Origin of the sequence: Streptomyces sp. NBC_01142, assembly GCF_026341125.1 — a bacterium.
Taxonomy (GTDB): domain Bacteria; phylum Actinomycetota; class Actinomycetes; order Streptomycetales; family Streptomycetaceae; genus Streptomyces.
In genome coordinates, this window is the sequence record NZ_JAPEOR010000001.1 from 896,418 (window position 1) to 921,530 (window position 25,113).

The 25,113-nt window shown below is 68.6% G+C and carries 18 protein-coding genes; 11 read left to right on the top strand and 7 right to left on the bottom strand.

Annotation, left to right across the window (positions count from 1 at the left end; all coding sequences use genetic code 11):
* Positions 1-80: 80 nt before the first annotated feature.
* Positions 81-1,502 (bottom strand): glycoside hydrolase family 18 protein, encoded by a 1,422-nt coding sequence (locus OG883_RS04330; RefSeq protein ID WP_266535219.1) that lies wholly within the window; start codon positions 1,500-1,502, stop codon positions 81-83.
* 205 nt (positions 1,503-1,707) lie between these two features.
* On the opposite strand from OG883_RS04330, the gene OG883_RS04335 reads away from it, so the two are divergent.
* The 6 genes from OG883_RS04335 to OG883_RS04360 all read left to right on the top strand — a co-directional run bounded on the left by OG883_RS04335 (position 1,708) and on the right by OG883_RS04360 (position 8,535).
* Positions 1,708-2,460, top strand: coding sequence for a GntR family transcriptional regulator (locus OG883_RS04335; protein ID WP_266541218.1), 753 nt, complete (start codon positions 1,708-1,710; stop codon positions 2,458-2,460).
* A gap of 223 nt (positions 2,461-2,683) precedes the next feature.
* Positions 2,684-4,444, top strand: coding sequence for a cytosine permease (locus tag OG883_RS04340; protein ID WP_266535222.1), 1,761 nt, complete (start codon positions 2,684-2,686; stop codon positions 4,442-4,444).
* A 172-nt stretch (positions 4,445-4,616) separates the two neighbouring features.
* A complete protein-coding gene (locus OG883_RS04345) occupies positions 4,617-4,796 on the top strand; it encodes an SPOR domain-containing protein (protein WP_266535225.1) in 180 nt (59 codons plus the stop codon).
* A gap of 36 nt (positions 4,797-4,832) precedes the next feature.
* Entirely contained in the window at positions 4,833-5,288 is a 456-nt protein-coding gene (locus OG883_RS04350; RefSeq protein ID WP_266535228.1) for a (deoxy)nucleoside triphosphate pyrophosphohydrolase, read from the top strand.
* Between the two features lie 124 nt (positions 5,289-5,412).
* A complete protein-coding gene (locus tag OG883_RS04355; RefSeq protein ID WP_266541220.1) occupies positions 5,413-5,829 on the top strand; it encodes an ATP-binding protein in 417 nt (138 codons plus the stop codon).
* Positions 5,830-6,003: 174 nt separating this feature from the next.
* On the top strand, positions 6,004-8,535 hold the full coding sequence (locus OG883_RS04360) for a SpoIIE family protein phosphatase (RefSeq protein ID WP_266535230.1): 2,532 nt from the start codon (positions 6,004-6,006) through the stop codon (positions 8,533-8,535).
* Between the two features lie 98 nt (positions 8,536-8,633).
* Here the strand turns inward: OG883_RS04360 and OG883_RS04365 are convergent, their stop codons facing one another.
* Together OG883_RS04365 and OG883_RS04370 are read right to left on the bottom strand one after the other, a co-directional pair.
* Positions 8,634-9,347, bottom strand: coding sequence for a PspA/IM30 family protein (locus OG883_RS04365; protein WP_266535233.1), 714 nt, complete (start codon positions 9,345-9,347; stop codon positions 8,634-8,636).
* Between the two features lie 41 nt (positions 9,348-9,388).
* Positions 9,389-11,620 carry a TPM domain-containing protein gene (locus OG883_RS04370; RefSeq protein ID WP_266541222.1) on the bottom strand — a complete coding sequence of 744 codons (2,232 nt, stop codon included), beginning with the start codon at positions 11,618-11,620 and terminating at the stop codon, positions 9,389-9,391.
* A 132-nt stretch (positions 11,621-11,752) separates the two neighbouring features.
* Between OG883_RS04370 and OG883_RS04375 the strand changes: the two genes are divergently transcribed.
* The gene (locus OG883_RS04375) at positions 11,753-12,832 is read left to right on the top strand and encodes a hypothetical protein (RefSeq protein WP_266541224.1); all 1,080 of its coding nucleotides are present in this window, start codon (positions 11,753-11,755) and stop codon (positions 12,830-12,832) included.
* On the opposite strand, the gene OG883_RS04380 is transcribed toward OG883_RS04375, so the two are convergent.
* The 4 genes from OG883_RS04380 to OG883_RS04395 form a co-directional block, all read right to left on the bottom strand.
* A complete protein-coding gene (locus OG883_RS04380) occupies positions 12,829-13,602 on the bottom strand; it encodes a succinate dehydrogenase/fumarate reductase iron-sulfur subunit (RefSeq protein WP_266535236.1) in 774 nt (257 codons plus the stop codon). The genes OG883_RS04375 and OG883_RS04380 overlap by 4 nt on opposite strands.
* On the bottom strand, positions 13,599-15,620 hold the full coding sequence (locus OG883_RS04385; RefSeq protein WP_266535243.1) for a fumarate reductase/succinate dehydrogenase flavoprotein subunit: 2,022 nt from the start codon (positions 15,618-15,620) through the stop codon (positions 13,599-13,601). The genes OG883_RS04380 and OG883_RS04385 overlap by 4 nt, the downstream gene beginning before the upstream one ends.
* A 1-nt stretch (position 15,621) precedes the next feature.
* The gene (locus OG883_RS04390) at positions 15,622-16,443 is read right to left on the bottom strand and encodes a hypothetical protein (RefSeq protein ID WP_266535248.1); all 822 of its coding nucleotides are present in this window, start codon (positions 16,441-16,443) and stop codon (positions 15,622-15,624) included.
* Between the two features lie 61 nt (positions 16,444-16,504).
* Positions 16,505-16,741, bottom strand: a complete 237-nt coding sequence (locus tag OG883_RS04395) for a hypothetical protein (protein WP_266535251.1) — start codon at positions 16,739-16,741, stop codon at positions 16,505-16,507.
* Between the two features lie 320 nt (positions 16,742-17,061).
* Here OG883_RS04395 and OG883_RS04400 point away from each other — a divergent pair, with 320 nt between their 5' ends.
* The 4 genes from OG883_RS04400 to OG883_RS04415 all read left to right on the top strand — a co-directional run bounded on the left by OG883_RS04400 (position 17,062) and on the right by OG883_RS04415 (position 25,102).
* Positions 17,062-19,446, top strand: coding sequence for an ABC transporter family substrate-binding protein (locus tag OG883_RS04400; RefSeq protein ID WP_266535254.1), 2,385 nt, complete (start codon positions 17,062-17,064; stop codon positions 19,444-19,446).
* Between the two features lie 300 nt (positions 19,447-19,746).
* Positions 19,747-21,621 (top strand): translational GTPase TypA, encoded by a 1,875-nt coding sequence (gene typA / locus OG883_RS04405; RefSeq protein WP_266535258.1) that lies wholly within the window; start codon positions 19,747-19,749, stop codon positions 21,619-21,621.
* Between the two features lie 547 nt (positions 21,622-22,168).
* On the top strand, positions 22,169-23,200 hold the full coding sequence (locus tag OG883_RS04410; RefSeq protein WP_266535261.1) for an ABC transporter permease: 1,032 nt from the start codon (positions 22,169-22,171) through the stop codon (positions 23,198-23,200).
* 99 nt (positions 23,201-23,299) lie between these two features.
* Positions 23,300-25,102: an ABC transporter substrate-binding protein gene (locus OG883_RS04415; RefSeq protein WP_266535263.1), complete on the top strand. Its 1,803-nt coding sequence runs from the start codon at positions 23,300-23,302 to the stop codon at positions 25,100-25,102.
* Positions 25,103-25,113 lie beyond the last annotated feature (11 nt).

The window sequence follows — 25,113 nt, forward strand, 5'->3', positions numbered from 1 at the left end:
CCGGTCCCATCCCCGAACCGTTGCGATCCAGGGGGTGTCGCTTGGATCTTGCCGGGCTCGCGTGATCCGAACGGCACCCCCTAGCGGCGGCCGAGTCCGCGGTCGACCGCCGCCATCAGCTCGCCGTCCGCGGTGTCCCCGTCCAAGGACCAGAACATCGCGCCGCCCAGACCCCGGTCACGGATGTACGACGTCTTGGCGCGCAGCACCTGCGGGTCGTCGTACGTCCACAGGGTGGTGCCGTCGAAGAGCCAGGCGTGGCCGTTCCTCCGGTCCCGGTGGATCGCGTACGTCCCCGAGTCGGCGAGCTTCTTGAGGGCCTTGTAGTCCTCGTACCCGGCCGCCCAGGTCGCCGGAGCGGGCGCCGTGGCCGGCTGGTCGAGGCCGTCGCCGCCGCCGGTGACGCCCGTCCAGCCCTGACCGTAGAAGGGCATGCCCATCACCAGTTTGCGGGCGGGGGCGCCGCGCCGCAGCCAGTCGCGGACGGTCTGGTCGACGCTGAAGTCGCCGCGGGCGTAGAGCGCGGACTGCTGGGCAGTGGTCTTCTCGCCCGCGACATGGAAGTCGTAGCCCTGGAGGTTCACGAAGTCCAGATCACGCATGATCTTGCCAACCTCGAAGCCCGCGTCGATCTTCGCCGGAGCCGTCGGGACGAAGGCCGTCAGCTCGTAGTGCTTGTGCTGCGGCTTGTGCGACTCGGTCTGCGTATCTGGCGTACCTGGCGTACCCGGTGTATTTGGCGTACTTGATGTACTCGGCCTGTCCGGCAGCGACTTTCCGTACGCGTCGAGCTGCGTACGGAACTCCCGTACCAGCGCGGTGAAGTTCTTCTTGTCCTCCGGCCGGAAGACCGTGTCCGTGTCGCCGGCCGAGCCCGGCCACTCCCAGTCGAGATCGATGCCGTCGAAGAGCCCCGCCGCAGCGCCCACCCCGCCGCGGGCTCCCTCGACCGGCAGATTGCCCTTGATGTAGAGGTCGATGCAGGAGGAGACGAAGGCCTTGCGGGAGGCGGGGGTGCGGGCCGCGTCCGAGAAGTGTGTGGACCAGCTCCAGCCGCCCAGGGAGATGAGCACCTTGAGGCCCCGGTGCTTGGCCTTGAGCTCGCGCAGCTGGTTGAAGTTGCCGGCGAGCGGCTGATCGGCGGTGTCGGCGACGCCGTCCACCGAGTCGGCGGCCTCCAGCGGGCGCGCGTAGTCCGCCCAGGCATCGGCCTCGCCGGGGACACTTCCGGTGAAGCACTTGCCTTCGGAACTCACGTTGCCGAAGGCGTAGTTGATGTGGGTGAGCTTGGCGGCCTGACCGCTGGTGTCCATGTCCTTGATCTGGAAGTCGCGGCCGTAGACGCCCCATTGGGTGAAGTAGCCGACGCGCTTGTACGACGGCTTTCCGTGGCGGCCGTCGTCCCCGTGGGCGGAGGCGCTGGGCGCGAGGGTGGCGAGAAGGGCAACGGAACAGGCGGCAACGGCCGCCCTGACAAGGGATCTTCGGCAGTTTCGACGCATAACCAGGAACGTATTGGTCTGGACCATTTGGGTCAAGGGCTGCATCAGGAGTTGGGGTGAGGGTGGCAGGGAATGGCGGTCATGCGCGAGGTAAACCCCTGCGTACCGGCAAATCATCACTTCGGGTGAAACCTTGGCCCACGCTTGCGGTCAACAACCCACGGTTGTCAGGCTGTTGCTGTCTGTCAACCTGTTGGGAGTGCCAGTGACATTCGGTGAGCAGCCCGCCTATCTGCGCGTTGCGAGCGATCTCCGTCAGCAGATCGTCAATGGCGCACTGCCGCCGCACACCCGGCTTCCGTCCCAGGCCCGCATTCGTGAGGAGTACGGCGTCTCGGACACCGTCGCCCTCGAAGCGCGGAAGGTGCTGATGGCGGAGGGCCTGGTCGAGGGCCGTTCCGGCTCCGGTACGTATGTGCGCGAGCGTCCCGTCCCGCGCAGGGTCTCCCGCTCCGGGTACCGCCGGCCGTCCGGCGCCAACCCCTTCCGGCAGGAGCAGTCGGAGGAGGGCGCCCGGGGCACCTGGGAGTCCAGCAGCGAGCAGGACGGGGCGAGCCCCGAGGTCGCGGCCCGGCTCGGCATCCAGCTCGGCGACCGGGTGATGCGTACGCGCTATGTGTTCCGGGACGCGGGCGAGGCGATGATGCTCTCCACCTCCTGGGAGCCCCTCGAAGTCACCGGGCGTACACCCGTGATGCTGCCGGAGGAGGGCCCGCTGGGCGGCTGCGGGGTCGTCGAGCGAATGGCGGCCATCGATGTCGTCGTGGACAACGTACTGGAGGAGGTCGGCGCCCGGCCGGGGCTTGCGGAGGAGCTCCTGGCACTGGGCGGCGTGCCGGGCCACGTGGTGATGGTCGTCGAGCGGACGTACTACGCCTCGGGGCGGGCGGTGGAGACGGCGGACGTGGTCGTCCCGGCGGACCGCTACCGGATCGCATACCACCTGCCGGTCAAGTGACCTCCCTGCGCACGCCGTTCGGCTGCCGCACGACTGGCCGGAGCTGCCCGGCGACCGATAGCCGGACAGGCCGTCCGACGGCCGTGATCACGAGTTAACGCCCGCTCCCGTCCCGTAACGCCCGGGCAATCGCCCGCGGCGACGGACTGTCATGTCCGGCTCCTACCTTCCCGTCCGTATGCGCTCCGCCCCCGCACACGGACCGACGAACGGGAAGTCACCGATGACGGAAACTGCCACATCTGTCACCAGGACGCCGGACGAAGGGCAGCCGCCGCCGCCCAGGCGCAGATACGCCAAGCTCGCCGCCGACGAGAGCCGGGAGGACTACTCGCTGCGGTATGCGCCCCACTCCTTCCGCCGCTGGTCGCCCTCGATGGTCGCGGGGACGGCGCTCGGCGGTATCGCCTATCTCGCGGACTTCGCGATCGGCGCCTCGATTGTCTTCACCTATGGCTTCACCAGCGGGCTCGCCTCGATCCTCACTGCCGCGGTGATCATCTTTCTCACCGGAATACCGATCGCCCGTGCCTGCGCCACATACGGCCTGGACATGGATCTGGTCACGCGCGGCGCCGGCTTCGGCTACTTCGGCTCGACGCTGACCTCCCTCATTTACGCCTCGTTCACCTTCATCTTCTTCGCGCTCGAAGGCTCGATCATGGCGCAGGCCATGCACCAGGCCGTCGGACTGCCCGTCGAGATCGGCTATCTGATCACCACGCTGATCGTGATCCCGATCGTCTTCCGGGGGATGGGTGCGCTGGCGAAGGTGCAGGCCTGGACCCAGCCGATCTGGATCATCGGCATGGTGCTGCCCTTCGTCGTGCTGGCCTTCGAAGCCCCCGACGCCTGGGGCGCGTTCGCCTCCTTCGGCGGTACGGAAGGGGCCGGCTCCGGCTTCTCGTGGATCGCCTTCGGCCTTGGTACGGGCGTTGCGCTCTCTCTCATCGCGCAGATCGGCGAGCAGGCCGACTATCTGCGGTTCATGCCGGCCAGGACGCAGGAGAACACACGCCGCTGGAACCTCGCCGTGCTCGCGGCCGGGCCCGGCTGGGTGATCATCGGGGCCGCCAAGCAGCTGGGCGGCGCCTTCCTGGCCTTCGTCGCCCTGGAGGCGGTCGGAAAGACGCACGCCCTGGAGCCGATCGCGCCGCAGATCGAGGCACTCAAACCCTGGCTCGGCTCGGTCGCCCTGCCCGCCGCCGCGCTCTTCGTGATTGTGTCGCAGGTCAAGATCAACGTGACCAACGCCTACAGCGGCTCGCTGTCCTGGTCGAACTTCTTCTCCCGCATCACCCACAAGCACCCGGGCCGCGTCTGGTACATCTTCCTCAACCTCGCCATCGCGCTGACGCTGATGGAAATGAACATGTTCGCGGCCCTGGGCAAGCTGCTGGGCTTCTACTCGAACGTGGGCATTGCCTGGATCGCGGCCGTCACCGCCGATCTGGTCATCAACAAGCGGATCGGGCTCAGCCCCAAGTACATCGAATTCAAGCGGGCGTATCTGTACCCGGTGAACCCGGCCGGCTTCGGGGCGATGACGATCGCCTCGACCGTATCGATTCTGGCCTTCTTCGGGCTCTTCGGCCGGTACGCCGAGGCATTCTCGACCTTCATCGCGGCCGGACTCGCCCTGGTCCTCTGCCCGTTGATCGCCTGGGCGACGAAGGGCAAGTACTACCTGGCCAGGCCGAACACGGTATGGAGGTATCACCGGGCCGAAGGCTCCGGGGCGGGTTCCGAGGACGAGATCGAGGACATCACCGCCACTCATCTCTGCTCGGTCTGCGAGACGGCGTACGAGCTCCCGGACATCGCGGACTGTCCGGTCCAGTCGGGCCCGATCTGTTCGCTGTGCTGCTCACTGGACTCCACCTGCGGGGACGTCTGCCGCAAGGACCCGGCGGCCGGTCCGGTCCTGATGCCGGTGCCCACGATGCCTCAGATGCCCCTTATTTCACAGATCCATATGGAGTGAGCGGATACAGGGGAAGCAAGGGGCGCATCCGGCCGGATGCGCCCCCTCTTTCCTATCTCTTTGTGAAAACCCATATCCGCTGAGTAAAGGTCAGGCGTACGCTCGGGCATATGCGTAGTGCGGTTTCCTGGCGATCCTTAGAGACATGCAGGCCGGCCTGGGGAGGGGCGCGATGAACGACAGTGGCGCTGTACTGCCCTGGCTCGTCATACGGCAGGACGACAACGGCAATCGCTATCGCGTCGGTAGGTACGCCACCAGGGACGAGGCGCAGCAGATCGTGGAGACCCTCGACGGTCGCGGGCACCGGCAGCTCTACTGGGTGGAGCGCATCGGGCAGCCGACGCACTAGCCGGGCCATGGTCCGGCGCGCAATATGCTCCGGCGCATGAACACTGTGCCTTTCCGGGGGGCGACCCCCGGACCTCCTGTTCGCGTAGTGGTGGTGGCCGGAGCGCTGTACGACCGGGGGCGGCTGCTGGCCGCGCGCCGCAGCGCCCCCGAGGAGCTCGCCGGCCGCTGGGAGCTGCCCGGCGGCAAACTGGAGCCGGGGGAGAGCCCCCAGCAGGCGCTGGTGCGTGAGCTGCGCGAAGAGCTGGGCGTCGAGACGGAGCCACTGGAGCGCATCCCCGGTGAATGGCCGCTGAAGCCCGGTTATGTCCTTCAGGTGTGGACGGCCCGGCTGGTCTCGGGAGAACCCCGGCCGCTTGAGGATCACGACGCGCTGCGCTGGCTGGCCCCGCACGAAACGGACGCCGTCGACTGGCTCGACCAGGACCGGCCCGCCGTGGCGGAGGCGGCGCGACGCCTGCGCCAAGAGGCGGAAGACGGCGCGCGCGACTGACGTGTACGCCGTTCGTGCCACGGTGCGCGCAATGCTGCGATGACCGGGATACCTGGCCGCGAATATCGGGTATGTGCTGATTAACCCTCCGAAAATGGACGTGGGTCTGCTGCCGGTCTGGGAAGTGAGCGGCGTGATCGACACCGAAGGCGAGTGCGCCGAGTGGATCTTCCCTGCCGAGCCTGATGCCGTACGCAACGCCCGTCATGCCGTGCGTGACACCCTGCGCGCCTGGGGACTGGACTCGAAGATCGGTGATGTGACAGTCCTGCTGGTCAGCGAGCTGGTGACCAACTCGCTGCGGTACGCATCGGGCCCGATCGGGGTCCGGCTGATCCGTCCCGCCGCCGACCACACCGTCCCCTTCCTGCTGGTCGAAGTCTCCGATCCGTTGCCGGATCCGCCCACCGAACGCGACGCGGAACCCGACGACGAGGGCGGACGCGGACTTCAACTGGTGGCCAGGTCGGCGCGCCGCTGGGGTACCCGGCGTGGCAGGAACGGCAAGACCGTGTGGTTCGAGCTCGCTCTCTCTGGTTAGAAGTGGGAAGGGACAACGATCACGTCGGACTCGGCCCGGTCTCGGCTCGGGCCCGACTCGGCCGAAAATGAACGAGACCGTGCTGTGATCGTGAACGCCGTGTCGGTCCGGGCCGTAGTGCTGAATACTGCGGTCATGGCCGGTCCGGTGCGGTGAGCTGGAGGGGACGGTCGCGTGAGCGAGATACCTGAGACGGCGAGCGGTGTCGTGTGGCAGAGCAGCCCGCCTGGCTCGATCTATGACTACATCAGGGTGGCCTCCTTCTCGATCGGCCCCGACGGGCTGGTCGATCAGTGGAGTCGGCGTGCGGTGGATCTCTTCGGCATCACTGCCGACCAGGTCAGGGGGAAGGACCCGGTCGAGGTCTTCATGCCCGCCGAGCTGCGACCGCGCGGCCATCGCGAGGTGGCCGAGATCCTCGACGGCAAGGAGTGGACGGGCCTTGTCCCCTTCCGCATGCCGGGCGAGGGCGGTGCGCACGGTGTAGCCGAGGTCTATGTGATGCCGAGCGAGACGGAGGGCGGTGACAAGGCCGCGCTCTGCATCGTCGTCGACGTCCGCGCGCTGCGCAGGATCGAGACCGATCTCGCCGCTTCGCAGGCAATATTCGGCCAATCTCCCTTTGGATTCCTGCTCTTCGGCACGGATCTCACGGTGCAGCGGGCCAACCAGCGTTTCGCCACCGTCTTCGGGGGCACCGCCGACGACCACCGCGGACGCACTGTCCACGACTACCTCACCCGCCCCGAGGCCGAGCGGATGAACGCCTCGCTGCGCCGGGTGCTGGAGACCGGTGAATCCGCCATCGATCTCCAGATCGTCGGTGCGGCGCCCGGCAGCACGGACCGCAGGCACTGGTCCATCAACCTCTACCGGGTACACAGCGGAACCGGCCGCCCCATCGGCGTCGCCGGAGTCGGCACCGATGTCACCCGCCGTCATATCGCCGCCCGCGAAGCGGCCAGCGCCCGGCGCAATCTCGCCCTCCTCAACGAGGCGAGCGCCCGCATCGGCAACTCGCTCGATCTGGAGACCACCGCCCGCGAACTCCTCGACGTCGCCGTCCCCGGCTTCTGCGACCTCGCCTCGGTGGACCTCTACCAAGGGCTTCTCACGGGCGACGAGGCCCCGCCCGGACGGGCCGACGGCAGTGCCGAGCTGCGCCGGGTCGCCTTCGCCAGCGCCGTCTCCGACGCCCCGCTGGCCACCACGCCCGGCTGCGGCCGGGGGGACGCCACCCCCACCGCGGTCGGCGAGGTCCACCGCTATCCCTTCAACTCGCCGTGCGCGAGCGCCCTGCGTACCACCCGCGTCCAGTCGATCCCGGGCGAGGGCACCTTCGTCCAGTCCACGCTGGCGGTGCCGATGGTCGCCCACGACACCGTGGTCGGCCTGGTGCAGTTCTCCCGTACGAAGGGCAGCGAGCCCTTCGGGGAACGGGACCGGGCGCTCGCCGTCGAGCTCGCCGCCCGCGCCGCGGTCTGTATGGACAACGCCCGCCTCTACCGCAGGGAGCACGAGCGGGCGTTGATCCTCCAGCGCAGCCTGCTGCCGCCCGGCGACCCCGAGGCGGCCGGCCTGGACATCGCGTGCCGCTATCTTCCGGGCAATACGGCCACCGAGGTGGGCGGCGACTGGTTCGACGTCATCGAACTGCCCGGTCACCGCACCGCGTTGGTGGTGGGCGATGTGATGGGGCGGGGACTGCGGGCCGCGGTCGCCATGGGCGAACTGCGCACGGCTGTGAGGACTTTGGCCCTGCTGGACCTGGAACCCGCCGAAGTGCTCTCCGCGCTCGACGAGATCGCCCGCGGCCTGGGCACCCCCAGCGGTGCCCAGCAGGCCTCGCGCGTCGCCCACAAGTCCCGCGAGGCCGACCTCTCCGAGGTCTATCTCGCGACCTGCGTCTACGCCGTCTACGACCCGGTCACCCGGCGCTGCACCTTCGCCAACGCCGGCCATCTGCCCCCCGTCCTGGTCGAACCGGGCGAGGAGGCGCTGCTGCTGGACGTGCCGCCGGGGATGCCGCTCGGCGTGGGCGGCGAGCCCTTCGAAGAGGTCGAGGTCGAGCTCCCGGAGGGTGCCCTCCTCGCGCTCTACACCGACGGACTCGTCGAATCCCGGGACCACCCCCTCGACGAGGGACTGCGCGCCTTCCGGACCGCTCTCACCGATCCCGTGCGCCCCCTGGAAGACGTCTGTGACCATGTCCTGAACACCCTCGACACCCGGCACGGTGAGGACGACATCGCCCTGCTGATGGCCCGGATACAGGGGCTGCCCCTCGACGCGGTCGGCGACTGGCGCCTGCCGCGCGAGCCCCGCTCGGTGGGCCGGGCCCGCGAACTGGCCCGTGCCCAGCTGAAGTCCTGGGACCTCGAGGCGCTCGTGGACACGGTCGAGCTGCTCGTCAGCGAGTTGGTCACCAACGCGCTGCGGTACGGCGAGGGCGAGATACGGCTGCGGCTGCTGCGCGACCGCACCCTCGTCTGCGAGGTGTGGGACGCGGGCCTGGTGCAGCCGAGGAGGCGACGGGCGCGCGACACCGACGAGGGCGGCCGCGGACTGCAGCTGGTCGGGCTGCTGAGCGCGGCCTGGGGTTCGCGCCGGACCCCGCGCGGCAAGACCGTGTGGTTCGAACTCGCCCTGCCCGACGGGGACTCGACAGCCCAGCCCACTGTCGAGCAGTTGCTCAGCATGTTCTGACCGGGGCTCCGGCGGCGACGGGCAGGCCGCAGGGGGCCAGGCCGCGCCAGGGGGTGTCCTTGGGATCAGGCGAGTCCGGCAAGATCCGAAGGAACCGCCTAGGAGGCGGCCTTCAGGGCAGCCAGTCGTGCCTCGATCTCCGCGCCGTCGCCCAGGCTGTCCAGCTGCTCGAACTGCGCGTCCAGTGACGAGGCGGCCAGCTCCTCCTTGCCCATCGCCTTCGCCTCCTCCCGGCGCACCTTGTCCTCGAACCGGCTCAGCTCGCTGGTCGGATCGAGCACGTCGATGTTCTTGACCGCGTCCATCATCGTGTTCTGCGCCTGTGCGGTCCTGGCCCGGGCAACCAGCTCGTCCCGCTTGGACCGGAGCTGGGTGAGCTTGGACTTCATCTGGTCGAGCCCGCTCTTGAGCTTGTCCACGACCTCCGTCTGGGAGGCGATGGTCGGCTCGGCGGTCTTGGCCTCCTTCTCGGACTGGAGCTGGCGCTGGAGTGCGACCTTGGCCAGGTTGTCGAACGTGTCGGCGTCCGCGGTCTGCCCCGTCGCCCGCAGCTGGTCGGCCTTTCTGCTGGCCGCGAGCGCCTTGCCGCCCCACTCCTGGGCAGCGGCCACATCCTCCTGGTGGTCCTGCTCCAGCAGGCGCAGATTGCCGATGGTGGTGGCCACCGCCTGCTCCGCCTCGCCGATGTTGTTCGTGTAGTCCCGGATCAGCTGGTCCAGCATTTTCTGCGGATCCTCGGCCTGGTCGAGCAGGGCGTTGATATTGGCCTTCGCCAGTTGGGCGACACGGCCGAGAACGGTCTGCTTGGTCATGGAACTTCTCCTTGTGAGCGCCGCGCGAACAGGGAAGTGCGTCAGAATCGGCCGCCGCCCATCCGGCCGCGGGTGCCCCCGCCGCCGAAGCTGCCGGGCCCGCCGCCGAAGCCGCCACCCCCGAAGCCCCCTCCATGACCCCCCGAAAAACCTCCACCATGACCCCCGCCCCTTCCCCCTCCACCGAACAGTCCGCCGAGGATGATCCCGCCGAGCACCGCGCCCCCGAGCCCGCCCCCCGCACCTCCTGCTTCTTGTACACCGCCCGGACCGAATGGGTTCCCGTATACCCGGACGTCTTCTTCGGCCAGGCTCTGCGCCTGCCGCGCCAGCGCGTCCGCCTGCTGCGCCTCGGCCAGCGCGCCCTGCGGATCACCCGCAGCACCGGGACCCGCCCGACCGCCGGCCTGACCGCCCGCCTGACCGTCGGTCTGACCGCCCGCCTGACCGTCGGTCTGACCACCCGCCTGACCGCCGGCCTCACCACCGCCCGGGCCTGCCGGATCCGCCAGCACCCTCGACCTCTCCAACCGCCGCTGGGCTTCCGCGAGCCGGGTCCTGGCCTCGCTGCCGACCGCCCCGCGGTGGGTCGTGATGTAGTCCGCAGCAGCCCCGACGGCGGAGCGGGCACCGAGCGTCGCCCGGTCGAGCAGACCACGGACACGCCGCGCCCCCTGCTCGTTCTCGCGCGCCCCCACCAGCGCCGCGTCGAGCGCCGCATCCGCCTCCTCCACCCGGCGCAGCGCGTCGATCGGGTCGTACGGGCCCGCTTCCTGCTCCCTGCGTACCTCCGCGACCACCGTCTCGGCCCGGGCGATCCCCCCCTGCAGATCGGCCGTCGACACCCCTTCCGAGGTGCCCTTCAGCAGCCCGCCCGCCTCGGCCAGGTCCGTGTCCGTCTCCGTGAGCGCGCCCGGCAGCTTTCCGGCCGCCTCCGCCAGCTCCTGCGCCCGCCGGTCGACGGCCTCGATGAGCCGGGCCGCCTGGGTGAGAGCGCCCTCGGCAGCCCGTACCTGCACGGCGGCCGCGCCGTTGTCGGAGGCGTCGACCGCCTGGCGGGCCCTTTCCAGGCCGGCCGCGGTGAAGACAAGCCGCTCCTTGGCCTGCTCGACGTTGCTCACGACGGGCGCGGAGGCGGACGGGGCGTACCGCTCACGCAGCATGCCGAGCGTGGCCTCCGCCGTGAGGACGCGGCCGTCGAGGTCGTCGTAGCCGGCTTCGGCGACGGCGAGCGCCTGCGGTGCGTTCCGCTCCAGCGCCCGCAGCCGGTCGAAGTCCTGGGATTCCGCGTCCAGTCGCCGGTTGGCCTCGGTGCACCGCGCGACGATCTCGTCCAGCATCCGGCGGCGGGTCGCATCGTCCTCCGGAGAGGCGTCGTCGAGCTGCTGGCGCAGCCGGAACGCGGCGGTCAGCTCGCTCGTGGCCTGCTCGACCGCTTCCTGGAACGGCTTGGCCGCCTCCTCCCCGAACTGGGCGGTGGCGAAGCCGAGTTCCTCCTGGCTGGTGCGGAGCGCGTCGTCGGTGTCGACCAAAGTCCGCTTGGCCCGGGCGTCGAGTTCGGGCAGCGGCGTCCGTGCCTCCTGCTCCGGCCTGCCCCAGCCCTCCTGGCCGCCCTGCGGAGTGGTGCGGGTCGCGGTCCGCTTCCTGCGTTTGGAGAAGGTGTACGCGGCGACCGCGCCGGCCCCGCCGATCACCGCAATGGGCAGTACCAGGTCCCCGGCTCCCGTCCGGGTGCTGCCGCCCCCGTCTCCGCTGCCGCCCGGGTCCGCCTCGCCGGGGGTGATGGCAGGTGTCGGCACGGGCCGTCCGGCGAGCACCGCGTCGTAGCCGTCGGCCGCCCCGATCGCGGCTCCGGCCCAGTCGTTCTGCCTCAGCGGGGGCTCGATGGCGGTGTCGGCGACGTCCGCGAGTTGTGCGTCGCTCAGCCGGGAGCCGTTGTCTGCGTTGTCCGCGCTGTCTGCGTAGTAGGCGTACTGCCGGTCGTGGGTGGCGATGGCGAGAAGGACGTCATTTCGGCCGAGGCCGTTCTTCGCGGCGGTCTCATTGGCCCAGGCCTGTGCGGAGCGGCCGGAGAAGTCCCTTACGTACACGACGAAGAGCTGCAGGCGCTGGTTGTCGTAGAGCCGGTCCAGCGCCTTGGCGACCTGCGGTTCGCGGTTGCCCAGAGCCCCGGCCCGGTCGGTGATCTGGCCCTGGCGGGACAGACCGACGGGATCGTCGGCCAGGGCTCCGCGGGCGGCGGGCACGACCAGCCACCACGCCGCCACCAGCATGGCGAGGAAGGCCCGGGTGGCTGTTCGCGTCACATTTGGGAGGCTATGCCGGGAGTTGGACCTCCGCGACCGGACGGATGTCCGAGCCGTGACCTAGCCTTGCGTGGCATGGGGATCAGGAACTGGACGGGAATGCGCGAGCGCGCAGGGGCGCTGCGCGGAGCTGCGGGGACGCGTGCGCTCGTACGGCGGTGGCGCAGCCCTCGCCTGAGATGGCCCAAGCGGGTCGCCCTCGCCCTCGCCGTCGTCCTCTTCGCCCCCACCCTCACCGCCGCAGTGGCGCTGCGCGTCAATTACGCGGGAGACCTCCAGGACGGCACCCGGACACGCGGGCAGGATGCCATCTGGCTCGGCCACGCCTGGGTGGACGGCCGGAAGAAGGACGCCGACCTCGATGCCTTCGCCGAGCGGATACGGGGGACGGGGATACGGGACCTGTACGTCCACGCCGGGCCGCTCGAGCACGACGGGACCCTGCCCGCCGACCGCTATCCGCGCGCGCGGTGGCTGATCGACGCCGTCCACCGCAAGATCCCGGGCATACGCGTCCAGGCCTGGCTCGGCGACGTACTGGCGAGCGAGGGACCCGAGGGAATGCAGCTCTCCGACCCGGACACCCGCGCGACCGTCGTGCGCTCCACCGCGCAGATCCTGGACGCGGGCTTCGACGGCGTCCACTTCGACCTGGAGCCGCTGGTCTCCGGCGATCGCGATTATCTGTCGCTGCTGGACGATCTGGGCGAGCTGACGCGGGCGCGCAAGTCCCCGCTGTCCGTCGCCGCCCACCAGATCGATCCGCTGCCGGCCGCCCACCGTGTGAACAGCGCGGTCACCGGCCGCGGCAAGTGGTGGTCGCAGGAGTTCTTCGGCGAGGTGGCCCGACGGGTCGACCAGATCGCCGTCATGTCGTACGACACCTGGATGCCGCTGGAGGGCATGTACGGCGGCTACGTCGCCCAGCAGACGACGCTCGCGCTCGAGGTCACTCCCCAGGACACCGATCTGCTGATGGGGCTGCCGTTCTTCCACGAGGACGACCTGGGCCACCACGAATCGGCGGAGACGGTCGCGGCGGCGGTCCGCGGCACCAGGCTGGGTCTGGGGCGCACGGACCGGGACCGCGACCGGTTCGGGGTGGCGCTGTACGTCGACTTCGCGGCGAAGGACGAGGACTGGGCCGCGTACAGGAAGGGCTGGGGCGAAAGGGATTAGTCGGCCGCGCGGCGCTTGATCCTGCTGCCCAGCCACACCAGCGGGTCGTACTTCCGGTCCACCGCCCGCTCCTTCAGCGGGATCAGCGCATTGTCGGTGATCTTGATGCCCTCGGGACACACCTCCGTGCAGCACTTGGTGATGTTGCAGTAGCCGAGGCCGTGCTCGTCCTGGGCGGTCTTCTTACGGTCCAGGCCGCTCTCCGCCGCGGCGTCCAGTGGATGCATGTCCAGTTCCGCCACCCGCATCAAGAAGCGCGGGCCCGCGAACGCGGTCTTGTTCTCCTCGTGGTCGCGCACCACATGACAGGTGTCCTGGCACAGAAAGCACTCGATGCACTTGCGGAACTCCTGTGAGCGGTCCACATCCATCTGCTGCATGCGGTAGTCACCCGCCTTCACCCCCGGCGGCGGTACGAACGAAGGCACCTCTCGTGCCTTCGCGTAGTTGAAGGACACGTCCGTCACCAGGTCCCGCACCACCGGGAACGCCCGCAGCGGCGTCACCGTGATCGCCTCCTCGCGGGAGAGGGTCGACATGCGGGTCATGCACATCAGCCGCGGTCGGCCGTTGATCTCCGCGCTGCACGAACCGCACTTGCCCGCCTTGCAGTTCCAGCGGACCGCGAGATCGGAGGCTTGGGTGGCCTGGATGCGGTGGATGATGTCGAGGACGACCTCCCCGTCATTGACCTCGACGGCGTAGTCCTCCAGCTCTCCGCCGTCCGTGTCACCGCGCCAGACCTTGAAGGCCGCTGTGTAGCTGCTCACTCGTAGAGCTCCTCTTCGGCGAGGTACTTGACCAGCTCCTCCTTGTCGAAAAGGGCGAGCAGGTCGGGACGGATGGGCTCGGTCGTCTTCCGGATGAGCTCGATCTGGCCGTGTACCGGATCGGTGGCCGCCGGCCCGCCGGGGGCCACCGCGCCGAAGGCCTGGGGAGAATCGGCCAGTTGGCACAGCAGGTTGGCCCGCCGCCACTCGCGCTCCATCGTGGGGCAGTCCTCACGGGTGTGCCCGCCGCGGCTCTCCGTCCGCTCCAGCGCCGCCCGCGCGATGCACTCGCTGACGAGCAGCATGTTCCGCAGGTCCAGCGCGAGGTGCCAGCCGGGGTTGAACTGCCGATGGCCCTCGACCCCGGCCCGCCGCGCCCGCATCCGCAGGCCGGCCAGTTTCTCCAGGGCCTGCTCCATCTCCGGTCCGCGCCGGATGATGCCGACCAGGTCGTTCATCGTCTGCTGGAGTTCCTGGTGGAGGGTGTACGGATTCTCCGCCGGCTTTCCGTTCTCCTCGCCCGGCTGCGGCTCCTCCGCGCTGAACGGACGCAGTGCCTCGGCGGCGGCCGCGTCGATCTGGTCCTCGTCCACCGGCGGGCGCACGGCGAGCCCCTGTGCGTACTCGGCCGCGTGCAGTCCCGCCCGCCGACCGAAGACCAGCAGGTCGGACAGCGAGTTACCGCCGAGCCGGTTGGAGCCGTGCATTCCGCCCGCGACCTCGCCCGCCGCGAACAGGCCGGGAACGCCCACCGCCGCAGCCGTGTCGGACTCGACGGCGATGCCGCCCATCACGTAGTGGCAGGTCGGGCCGACCTCCATCGCCTCCGCCGTGATGTCGACATCCGCCAGTTCCTTGAACTGGTGGTACATCGACGGCAGCCGGCGCCGGATGACCTCGGCCGGCATCCGCGTGGAGACATCCAGGAACACCCCGCCGTGCGGGGAGCCGCGGCCCGCCTTCACCTCGGAGTTGATGGCGCGGGCCACCTCGTCGCGCGGCAGCAGCTCGGGAGGACGCCGGTTGTTGTCCGGGTCCTCGTACCAGCGATCGCCCTCCTCCTCCGACTGCGCGTACTTCTCCTTGAAGACGTCCGGTACGTAGTCGAACATGAACCGCTTGCCCTCGGAGTTGCGCAGCACCCCGCCGTCGCCGCGCACCGATTCCGTGACGAGGATCCCCTTCACCGACGGTGGCCAGACCATCCCGGTCGGATGGAACTGCACGAACTCCATGTTGAGCAGCGGAGCGCCCGCGAGCAGCGCCAGCGCGTGCCCGTCTCCGGTGTACTCCCAGGAGTTCGACGTCACTTTGAAGGACTTGCCGATCCCGCCGGTGGACAGAACCACCGAGGGCGCCTCCAGCACGAAGAAGCGCCCGGACTCCCGCTCGTAACAGAAGACCCCCGAGACCCTCCCCCCGAGCCTGCGGCCGGGGGAGACCCCCATCTCGCTTCGCTCGCCGTCCTTGAGGCTGTGCTCCTTCAGGACGCGGGTGACCGTGCACTCCTGGAAGACCTTCAACCGGGCTTCGTAGTCCCCGAATTCTTCCTTGTCCTCCTGCTGCAACGAGACGATCTTCTGCTGGAGGGTACGGATCAGCTCCAGGCCGGTCCGGTCGCCGACATGCGCCAGGCGCGGGTACTCGTGCCCGCCGAAGTTGCGCTGGGAGATCCGCCCGTCGGCCGTACGGTCGAAGAGCGCGCCCCAGGTCTCCAGCTCCCAGACCCGCTCGGGTGCCTCGCGCGCGTGCAGCTCGGCCATCCGCCACTGGTTGAGGAACTTTCCGCCGCGCATGGTGTCGCGGAAGTGCACCTGCCAGTTGTCCGCGGAGTTCACATTGCCCATGGAGGCGGCGATGCCGCCTTCGGCCATCACCGTGTGGGCCTTGCCGAACAGGGACTTGCAGATCACTGCCGTACGGGCGCCCCGCTCGCGCGCCTCGATGGCGGCGCGCAGGCCCGCGCCGCCCGCGCCCACCACGACGACGTCCCACTGCTGCCGTTCGAGTTGCGTCATGTCAGAAGAACCTCGGATCGTCGAAGGCACCGGACGCGAGGAGATAGACGTAGAAGTCGGCGAGCGCGACGCTGATCAACGATGCCCATGCGAGCAGCATGTGGCGGTCATTCAGCTTGCCGACCCAGCCCCACAGGCGGTAGCGCACCGGGTGTTTGGAGAAGTGCTTCAGCCGGCCGCCGATGATGTGCCGGCAGGAGTGGCAGGAGATGGTGTACGCCCAGATCAGCACGATGTTGACCAGGAGGACGAGGGTGCCGAGGCCCATGTGGCCCCACTCGTAGTGCTCGTCGCGAAAGGCGAGCACGGTGTCGTACGTGAGGATTGCGGCGACCGGGATCGCCGCGTAGAAGAAGTACCGGTGGATGTTCTGCAGGATCAGCGGGAAGCGGGTCTCGCCGGTGTAATTCTTGTGGGGTTCGGCGACCGCGCAGGCCGGGGGCGAGGCCCAGAAGCCCCGGTAGTAGGCCTTGCGGTAGTAGTAGCAGGTCAGCCGGAAGCCCAGCGGGAAGATCAGGATCAGCAGTGCGGGGGACAGGCCCCACCAGCTGCCGAAGATCTCCCAGTTGGGTCCGCCCCGCATCGGCGCGCAGTTCTCCGCCAGGCAGGGCGAGTAGAACGGCGAGACATACGGCGCCGCGTAGTAGTCGGCGTTCGCGAACGCCCGCCAGGTCGAGTAGACGATGAAGGCGAGCAGCCCGCCGGCGGTCATGGCCGGGGCGATCCACCAGCGGTCCGTCCGCAGATGGCGGGGGCTGATGGCGGCGCGCGAGACGCCGTGTACGCCTGTATTGATTTGTGGTGGTTCGGTACCTGTGGCCAACGAAGGCTCCGTATGGAGTGGATTCGGGGTATGGCTCCGGTCTGCCTACGGGCCGGGCCGGTCAGGGAGCGTGCCGGTCGCTTGCGCCGAGGCCCTCGTCGTCCGAGTCCGTCCACAGCGCGCTGTTGTACGGGGTGTCGGGGATGGTGACCAGCTCGTGGTGGCCGGGCGTCTTTCGTTCTCCGCGCGTGGCCGGGCCGCTGCGCAGCTGATCCACGGTCCGCTCCAGCTGTCCGACGCGATCGACGAGTTCGTCGAGGCGGCGCTGGATTGCGGTCAGGTCTTCCGGCTGGGACATGACTTGCCCTCACTTCCGCAGGGTGCGGTGGCATCGCTCATGCGCCTGCGAGTGTCGCGCGTCACGTCCCCGCTTGTGAAGGGACGTGCAGGGATTCCCGGCGCATGCGCTTCCAGCGCGCCCCTTGTGGTTCGTACCTCACTCCCTTCAGTTTCTCCCTTTTGGTGACGTTATGCGGGTTCTGGCGTTGGGCCGCACGGGTGGCCTTCCGGCCGGGCCTCGTCGTGTCTCCACCGTCTCGCGCGTTCCGTCCACTTCAGTAGAGGGAATCGGTGTGATCATCTCTAAATTCAACAAAACGGAACGAAGAGGTACAAGTCATGTCCCAGGTCGACGCGCCACGCGGGAGGACATGCTCCCGAACGCTCCGCTACGTCGCGCTCCTCGCCGGCGGGGTGCTGGTGCTGCCCGTCCTGGCGGGATGCAGCTCCGACGACGGTGAGAGCGACGCCAAGGCGGCGGCCCAGGACATCGCTCCCACCCCGCGGGACCTGGTGGCAGCGGGGGGTTCGCTGCGCTGGGCGATCGACGCGATGCCCACCACCCTCAATGCCTTCCAGGCCGATGCGGACGCCGCCACGGCCCGCATCGCCGGCGCCGTGCTGCCCTCCCTCTTCACGCTCGACGAGACCGGCCGTCCGCAGCGCAACGCCGATTACCTCGAAAGCGCCGAGATCGTCGAGCGCGAGCCCAAGCAGGTCGTGCTCTACAAGCTCAACCAGCAGGCGGTGTGGAGCGACGGCCGAGAGATCGGCGCACCCGACTTCCTGGGCCAGTGGCGTGCCCTGAGCGGCAAGAACACCGCGTACTGGACCGCCCGCAACGCCGGCTACGAGCGCATCGAGAAGATCGAGCGCGGCGCCGACGACCTCGAGGTCAAGGTCACCTTCAACAAGCCCTACGCGGACTGGCAGTCCCTCTTCTCCCCGCTCTATCCCAAAGAGGTGACCGGGACCCCGGCCACCTTCAACGACGGGGCCCGCTCCGAGCTCAAGGTGATGGCCGGCCCCTTCCAGCTGGGGCCGATCGACAGCAAGGCGGGGACGGCCACGCTCGTACGCAACCCGCGCTGGTGGGGGCAGCGGGCCAAGCTGGAGAGCCTGGTACTGACCGCCGTGCCGCGCGACGAGCGTGCCGTCGCGCTCGCCGAGGGCCGCCTCGACCTCGCGGAGATCGACCGGAAGGCGGCGGACCGTATCGCCCTCGCGACTCGGGACGCGGGGGTCGGCGGCGAGCCGCTCACCCACGGTCCGGGCGCGACGCTCACTCCCTCCGCCGCGCTCAAGAACTGGGCGCTGGCCCACGGCTCCGACAAGGAGAAGGCCGAGGCCGCGCAGCAGGCCCGCGAGGAGAGGGCCGCGGCGGCCAAGGCGTACGCCGAGGAGCAGACGGCCCTGCGCAGCTATGTGGTCCGCAAGTCGCTGGAGCCCGCGTACACCCAGCTCGCGCTCAATGGTGAGTCCGGCCCGCTCTCCGACGACCGGGTGCGCCGTGCCGTGGCGCGCGCCCTGGACCGCAAGGAGCTCGCCGAGGCCGTACTGACCCCGCTCGGGCTGCCCGCCGCACCTCCCGGCAGCCATCTGGCACTGGCCGGCCAGTCGGCGTACACGGACAACAGCTCCGCGCTCGGTGAGCAGAGCACCCAGGAGGCGCAGGCGCTGCTGGCGGCCGCGGGCTGGACGCCCGGCGGGGCCCGCAAGAACGCCGTTCCGGCCAAGGCGGGCAGTGACGCCGACGGCGGCAGGGCCGAGCCCTCGGCGCAGCCGTCCCAGAAGGCTGACCAGCCCGAAAAGAAGAAGGAAAAGAAGGAAGAGAAGAAGAAGGAGGCGAAGAAGGAAGCAAGGGACACCGCGTCCGACGAGGGGACGTACATCGTCGGCGACGACAAGCCCGCCGACGGCGGCAACGGCCCCGGGTCCGGCACCAGCGGTACGCACATCCTCGCGCCCGCCTCCTCCGCGGCCCTCCAGGGCCTGGCCCTGCAGCGTCAGTCCCATGCGGTCGACGACGAGAACGGCTCCGAGTCCTGGACCAGGGTCGACGGGCAGAAGGGCGGCATGGCCGGCGCCTATGCCCCGCGCGGCACCGCGGCCCCCGCCCGCGTGTCCCCGCGCGGCACTGCGGCCCCCGCCCGCGTGAGCGGCCCGCTCGGCAAGGACGGCAAGCCCCTCACCCTGCGCTTCGTGCTCCCCTCGGGCCCCGGCTCCGAGGCGCTGCGCACGGTCGGCGACAAGATCTCGCGGATGCTCGACGGCATCGGGGTCCAGACCGAGATCACCAAGGTCTCCGACGAGAGCTTCTTCAAGGACCACATCGCCTCGGGCGACTACGACCTGGCGCTGTACTCCTGGCCCGGCACCGCCTTCCCGGCGACCGACGCCCGGCCCATCTTCGCCAAGCCCCGGCCCGCCACCGACGGCTCCCTGCTGGTGGAGCAGAACTACACCCGCGTCGGTACGGACTACATCGACCAGCTCTTCGACCAGGCCGTCGCAGAGCTGGACGAGAACGCCGCCCGTGATCTGGTGCGCCGGGCGGATGCCCGGATCTGGGCCGCGGCCGGATCCATCCCGCTCTACCAGCGTCCCGAGCTGATCGCGGTCAAGCCCAAAGTGGCCAACGCGGGAGCATTCGGCTTTGCGGCCCCCCGCTACCAGGACATCGGGTTCAAGAAGGCCCGACCTGCCAAGTCTGCGAAGAAGTAGCAGGGAAGAAGTAGCAGGTCAGAACCTCAGAACTGGCTCAAGTCGCTTGCCCGCCGGTATCGCCGGCGGGCAGGATCATGCCTGACCTTGACCCAGGCTTTTCGTATCCCGGCTGCATCACGGCTGCCTCGTCCGCACCTCTGCGCAACCTCTCCGCACTCCTGCGGGGCCCTCCCGATCGGCCCGGGAAGCCCCCGGCGCGGCAGCCCCGTACCATGGGACATAGCCGTGGCGTGTCCGCCCGGCGGGCGTACGAGGAAAAAACGCCGCATCCCACGATCGAGAGAAGCGCCAGCCAGCATGCCCACGCGCCACGACATCCGTAACGTTGCCATCGTCGCCCACGTCGACCACGGCAAGACCACCCTGGTCGACGCCATGCTGAAGCAGGCCGGCGCATTCGCGGCGCACGCCGCCGAACACCTCGACGACCGCATGATGGACTCGAACGACCTGGAGCGTGAGAAGGGCATCACGATCCTGGCCAAGAACACCGCGGTCAAGTACCACCCGAAGGCCGGCGGCGTCCCCGTCACCATCAACATCATCGACACCCCCGGCCACGCCGACTTCGGTGGCGAGGTGGAGCGCGGTCTGTCGATGGTGGACGCGGTCGTTCTCCTGGTCGACGCCTCCGAGGGGCCGCTGCCCCAGACCCGCTTCGTGCTGCGCAAGGCGCTGGCCGCGAAGATGCCGGTCATCCTGTGCATCAACAAGACGGACCGCCCGGACTCCCGGATCGCCGAGGTCGTCGACGAGACGTACGACCTGTTCCTGGACCTGGACGCGACCGAGGAGCAGATCGAGTTCCCGATCGTCTACGCCTGTGCGCGTGACGGCGTCGCCTCGCTGACCAAGCCGGAGGACGGCACCGTCCCGGCCGACAGCGAGAACCTGGAGCCGTTCTTCTCCACGATCCTCGCGCACGTCCCGGCCCCCGAGTACGACGAGTCCGCGCCGCTCCAGGCCCACGTCACCAACCTGGATGCCGACAACTTCCTCGGCCGTATCGCGCTCTGCCGTGTCGAGCAGGGTGAGCTGAAGAAGGGCCAGACCGTCACGTGGATCAAGCGTGACGGCACGAAGTCCAACGTCCGCATCACCGAGCTGATGATGACCGAGGCGCTCACCCGCAAGCCGGCCGAGAAGGCGGGCCCGGGCGACATCTGCGCGGTCGCCGGATTCCCGGACATCATGATCGGCGAGACTCTGGCCGACCCCGAGAACCCGATCGCGCTCCCGCTGATCACGGTCGACGAGCCCGCGATCTCGATGACCATCGGTACGAACACCTCGCCGCTGGTCGGCAAGGGCGGCAAGGGCCACAAGGTCACCGCCCGCCAGGTGAAGGACCGTCTGGACCGCGAGCTCATCGGTAACGTCTCGCTCCGCGTCCTGGACACCGAGCGCCCCGACGCCTGGGAGGTCCAGGGCCGTGGTGAGCTCGCGCTGGCGATCCTGGTCGAGCAGATGCGCCGTGAGGGCTTCGAGCTGACCGTCGGCAAGCCCGAGGTCGTCACCAAGCAGATCGACGGCAAGACGCACGAGCCGATCGAGCGCATGACGATCGACTCCCCCGAGGAGCACCTCGGCGCCATCACGCAGCTGATGGCGACCCGCAAGGGCCGCATGGAGACGATGACCAACCACGGCTCGGGCTGGATCCGCATGGAGTGGATCGTCCCCTCGCGTGGCCTGATCGGCTTCCGTACGGAGTTCCTGACGCAGACCCGCGGCACCGGCATCGCGCACTCCATCTTCGAGGGCCACGAGCCGTGGTTCGGCGAGCTGCGCACCCGTCACAACGGCTCGCTGGTGGCGGACCGCTCCGGTTCGGTGACGCCGTTCGCGATGGTCAACCTCCAGGAGCGCGGTGTCATCTTCACCGAGGCCGGTACCGAGGTGTACGAGGGCATGATCGTCGGCGAGAACTCGCGCGCCGACGACATGGACGTGAACATCACCAAGGAGAAGAAGCTCACCAACATGCGTGCCGCCTCCGCGGACACCACCGAGAACGTGGTGCCGGCCCGGAAGCTGTCGCTTGAGCAGTCCCTGGAGTTCTGCCGCGAGGACGAGTGCATCGAGGTGACCCCGGAGACGGTCCGTATCCGCAAGGTCGTTCTGGACCAGAAGGAGCGCGGCCGCACCGCGTCCCGCGCCAAGCGCAGCTGACGCCTCGTAACCTGGTTGCACATCGGCCCGGCTGCCCTCACTTCGGTGGGGGAGCCGGGCCTTTGCCTTTAATTCAGGGTTCTGTGGGGGTAGTTGACAAAGCGTAAATGTTGCCCCGTGGCGATCCTGGCCGAATCCGAGTAGGCAAGTGGTTTTCTCCGGCCAGGCGTTCGCAATCCGGATCATGGTGACCGATAGATGTGTAACGAGTCCGTTTCGCGACCATCTATCTCTGATCGGTTTGTCCAGATTTCGATCCTTGTACACGACAGGTGTGATCGAACCGAGACCAAAAGTCTGTAGTCGGGCCGTACGTGATGGCTAATAGTTGAGCGCGTAGAGCTCGGGTCAATGGGTCATGCGCTGTGGGGAGCGCCGACTCACGAGCACACTGGGTACGTGACGTGTCGCCGTCAGGGGTGGTGGCGAGCATCACGGCCCTCTCTTGTAGTGACAAGTGGACTCATGAGGAGGACCCCATGCGTGGTGCCATAAGCACCGAATGGGTCGTGCGCGCGATAGTGATCCCTGCGGGGGACGAACGATCGTGACCAGTCCAGCACAGACCGACAACGCCGTGGCGTCCGGAGTCTCGGGCGTGGAGGACGTGTCGAAGGATGGGGCTCCGGGTCCCAAGAAGGCTGTTGGCCTCTCGCCCAGCCAGCTGATGTGGCGCCGCTTCAAGCGGGATCGCACGGGAGTCGTCTCCGCGTGCGTCGTCATCTTCTTCTTCGTCATCGCCCTGCTCGCACCGGTGATCTCGATGGTGTACGGCAAGGATCCGTACACGCTTTACGGGCAGGACAACATCGAGCTCCTCGATGAGTTCAGCATCCCGACCGGTGTGTTCGGAGGCGTCTCCGGCGACCACTGGTTCGGCATCGAGCCGAACCTCGGCCGCGATGTGTTCATGCAGCTGCTCTATGGCATGCGCACCTCGATCTACACGGCACTGGCGGCGACCATTCTGATGGTCGTCGTGGGTGTGGTGATCGGTCTCATGGGTGGGTACTTCGGCGGGAAGATCGACTACTGGCTCGGCCGGGTGACCGACCTCCTGCTGGGCTTCCCCAGCCAGCTGTTCTTCATTGCCTCGATGCCCGTCGTCGTGTCGGCATTCGTCCGGCCGGACGAGGAGACGCCCACCTACCTCCGCGCCACCGCGATCATCATCGTGCTGTCGTTCCTGGGGTGGATGGGTCTTTCCCGGCTGATCCGGGCGGCGACGCTCTCCCTGCGTGAGCGGGAGTTCATCGAGGCGGCGAAGATCGCGGGTGCTTCGCCCTGGCGGATCATCCGCAAGGAGCTGCTGCCGAATCTGGTCACACCGATCCTGGTTCAGGGCACCCTTCTGCTGCCCTCCACCATTCTTTCGGTGGCCTTCCTGTCCTTCGTGGGTGTCGGCTTTGTCGAACCCACCCCCGACTGGGGGCGGATGTTCGCCATCGGCGCGGACATCTACGAGCAGGATCCGGCCTACATGTTCTTCCCGGGTGTCGCCATGGTCGTTTTCGTCGTGGCGTTCAACCTCCTCGGCGACTCGGTCCGAGACGCTTTCGACCCCAAGACCGGACGCTGACCGTCCGCTCAGGGGAAAGCTGCCACCCGGGCCCCGGCTCCTACCGGATGCGCCAGGCAGCACCGTTGGATCACTACTGACAGATAGGTACTCATCACCATGAGCATCTTTGGCACGCGCAAAACACGCGCAGTGGTCGTCGCTCTGGCGGCCGGCTCCCTGGCGCTGACCGGCTGCAGCAGCAATGAGGGCGGCAGCGACACCAAGGGCAAGGGCAAGAACCAGGAGGACGCCGCCGCACAGTCCGCGGCCGTCGTCTACGGCGACGCCAAGGCCTCCACCGGCCCGGCCGCCGAGGTTCCGGGCGCCCGCCCCGGTGGCACCATGACCGTGTACCAGGAGGACGACTTCTCCCACCTGGACCCGGCCCAGACCTACGTCAGCGACGGCCGTCTGCTCGGCCGTCTGCTGCACCGTGGCCTGACGCAGAACCAGGAAGACGACAAGGGCAAGATCACCGTCGTCGGCGACATCGCCACGGATGCCGGTAAGTCGTCCAACGGCGGCAAGACCTGGACGTACACCCTCAAGAGTGGCATCAAGGACCAGAACGGCAACGAGATCACCTCGGCCGACGTCCGCCACACCATCGAGCGTCTGTACGCGCCGTTCATCACCGACGGCCCGATCTACCTCCAGCAGTGGCTGTCCGGCGCGGGCACCACGTACCGCAAGGCGCTGCCGGACGGTCCGTACAAGGGCAAGCACCTGCCCGACTCGGTCCTGTCGACCCCGGACGCCAAGACGGTCGTCTTCAACTTCAAGGTGCCGCAGCCGGACCTGCCGCAGGCGCTCGCCATGGTCGGCTACTCCATCGTGCCCGAGAAGACGGACACCAAGGAGAAGTACGACACGGCTCCGGTCGCGACCGGCCCGTACAAGATCGCTGAGTTCAAGCCGGGCAAGACCATGAAGCTCGTCAAGAACACGAACTGGGACCCGAAGTCCGACTCGGTCCGTCACCAGTACGTCGATGGCTTCAACATCGACTACAACCACGACGACGACGACCAGACCAAGACCATCCTGTCCGACCGCGGCGAGGCCAAGAACGCCGTGATGTTCACGGGTCAGGTCGCCACCAACCAGGTGCGTCAGGTCGTCACGAACGCCGAGGCGAAGAAGCGCACCATCGAGGGCTACGCCCCGTACGTGTGGCAGCTCAACTTCAACCTCGACCGGATGACGGACAAGAAGGTCCGCGACGCCATCGCCTACGCGATGCCCAGCGCCAACATCTACAAGCCCGACGGCGGTGCGTACGGCGGTGAGACCGCGACCGGTCTGATGGCCCCGACCGTTCCGGGCTACGAGAAGGGCTACGACCCCTTCGAGAAGCTGAAGAAGCCGGCCGGTGACATCGAGAAGGCCAAGAAGCTGATCAAGGAGGCGGGCGCCGAGGGCAAGAAGGTCGTCTACGCCTACGCCAACACCCCGGTCCGCCAGCAGCAGTCGGTCGTCATCGAGACGGCGCTGGAGAAGATCGGTCTGGACGTCCAGAAGAAGGAGATCGACAGCGCCACCTGGTACGAGCAGGTCGGCAAGGTCAAGAACGGTCTGGACCTCTACATGACCGGCTGGGGCCAGGACTGGCCGTCCGCGTCCACGGTCATCCCGCCGCTGTTCGACGGCAAGCAGCTGCAGGACGGTTCCTCGGTCTACTCGCACATCAACGACCCCAAGGTCAACGCCGAGATCGACCGCATCCTGAAGATCACGGAGCCGGCTGAGGCGCAGAAGGCCTGGACGGCGCTGCACCACGACATCGTGGAGCGGATCAACCCGGCTGCCCCGCTGTACTTCACCAAGGTGTTCCAGATCCAGGGTTCCAACGTCGGCGGTGCGCGCTACTCCACCGATGTCAGCTACATCGACGTCACGCGTCTGTACCTGAAGAAGTAGCAACGCATCGA

What these genes read in the sequence shown, in the direction of transcription:
- OG883_RS04330 (WP_266535219.1), bottom strand. Translation starts at nt 1,502, where the DNA reads ATGCGTCGAAACTGCCGAAGATCCCTTGTCAGGGCGGCCGTTGCCGCC.
- OG883_RS04400 (WP_266535254.1), top strand. Translation starts at nt 17,062, where the DNA reads ATGTCCCAGGTCGACGCGCCACGCGGGAGGACATGCTCCCGAACGCTC.
- typA (WP_266535258.1), top strand. Translation starts at nt 19,747, where the DNA reads ATGCCCACGCGCCACGACATCCGTAACGTTGCCATCGTCGCCCACGTC.
- OG883_RS04350 (WP_266535228.1), top strand. Translation starts at nt 4,833, where the DNA reads ATGAACACTGTGCCTTTCCGGGGGGCGACCCCCGGACCTCCTGTTCGC.
- OG883_RS04365 (WP_266535233.1), bottom strand. Translation starts at nt 9,347, where the DNA reads ATGACCAAGCAGACCGTTCTCGGCCGTGTCGCCCAACTGGCGAAGGCC.
- OG883_RS04340 (WP_266535222.1), top strand. Translation starts at nt 2,684, where the DNA reads ATGACGGAAACTGCCACATCTGTCACCAGGACGCCGGACGAAGGGCAG.
- OG883_RS04375 (WP_266541224.1), top strand. Translation starts at nt 11,753, where the DNA reads ATGCGCGAGCGCGCAGGGGCGCTGCGCGGAGCTGCGGGGACGCGTGCG.
- OG883_RS04370 (WP_266541222.1), bottom strand. Translation starts at nt 11,620, where the DNA reads ATGCTGGTGGCGGCGTGGTGGCTGGTCGTGCCCGCCGCCCGCGGAGCC.
- OG883_RS04395 (WP_266535251.1), bottom strand. Translation starts at nt 16,741, where the DNA reads ATGTCCCAGCCGGAAGACCTGACCGCAATCCAGCGCCGCCTCGACGAA.
- OG883_RS04345 (WP_266535225.1), top strand. Translation starts at nt 4,617, where the DNA reads ATGAACGACAGTGGCGCTGTACTGCCCTGGCTCGTCATACGGCAGGAC.
- OG883_RS04415 (WP_266535263.1), top strand. Translation starts at nt 23,300, where the DNA reads ATGAGCATCTTTGGCACGCGCAAAACACGCGCAGTGGTCGTCGCTCTG.
- OG883_RS04385 (WP_266535243.1), bottom strand. Translation starts at nt 15,620, where the DNA reads ATGACGCAACTCGAACGGCAGCAGTGGGACGTCGTCGTGGTGGGCGCG.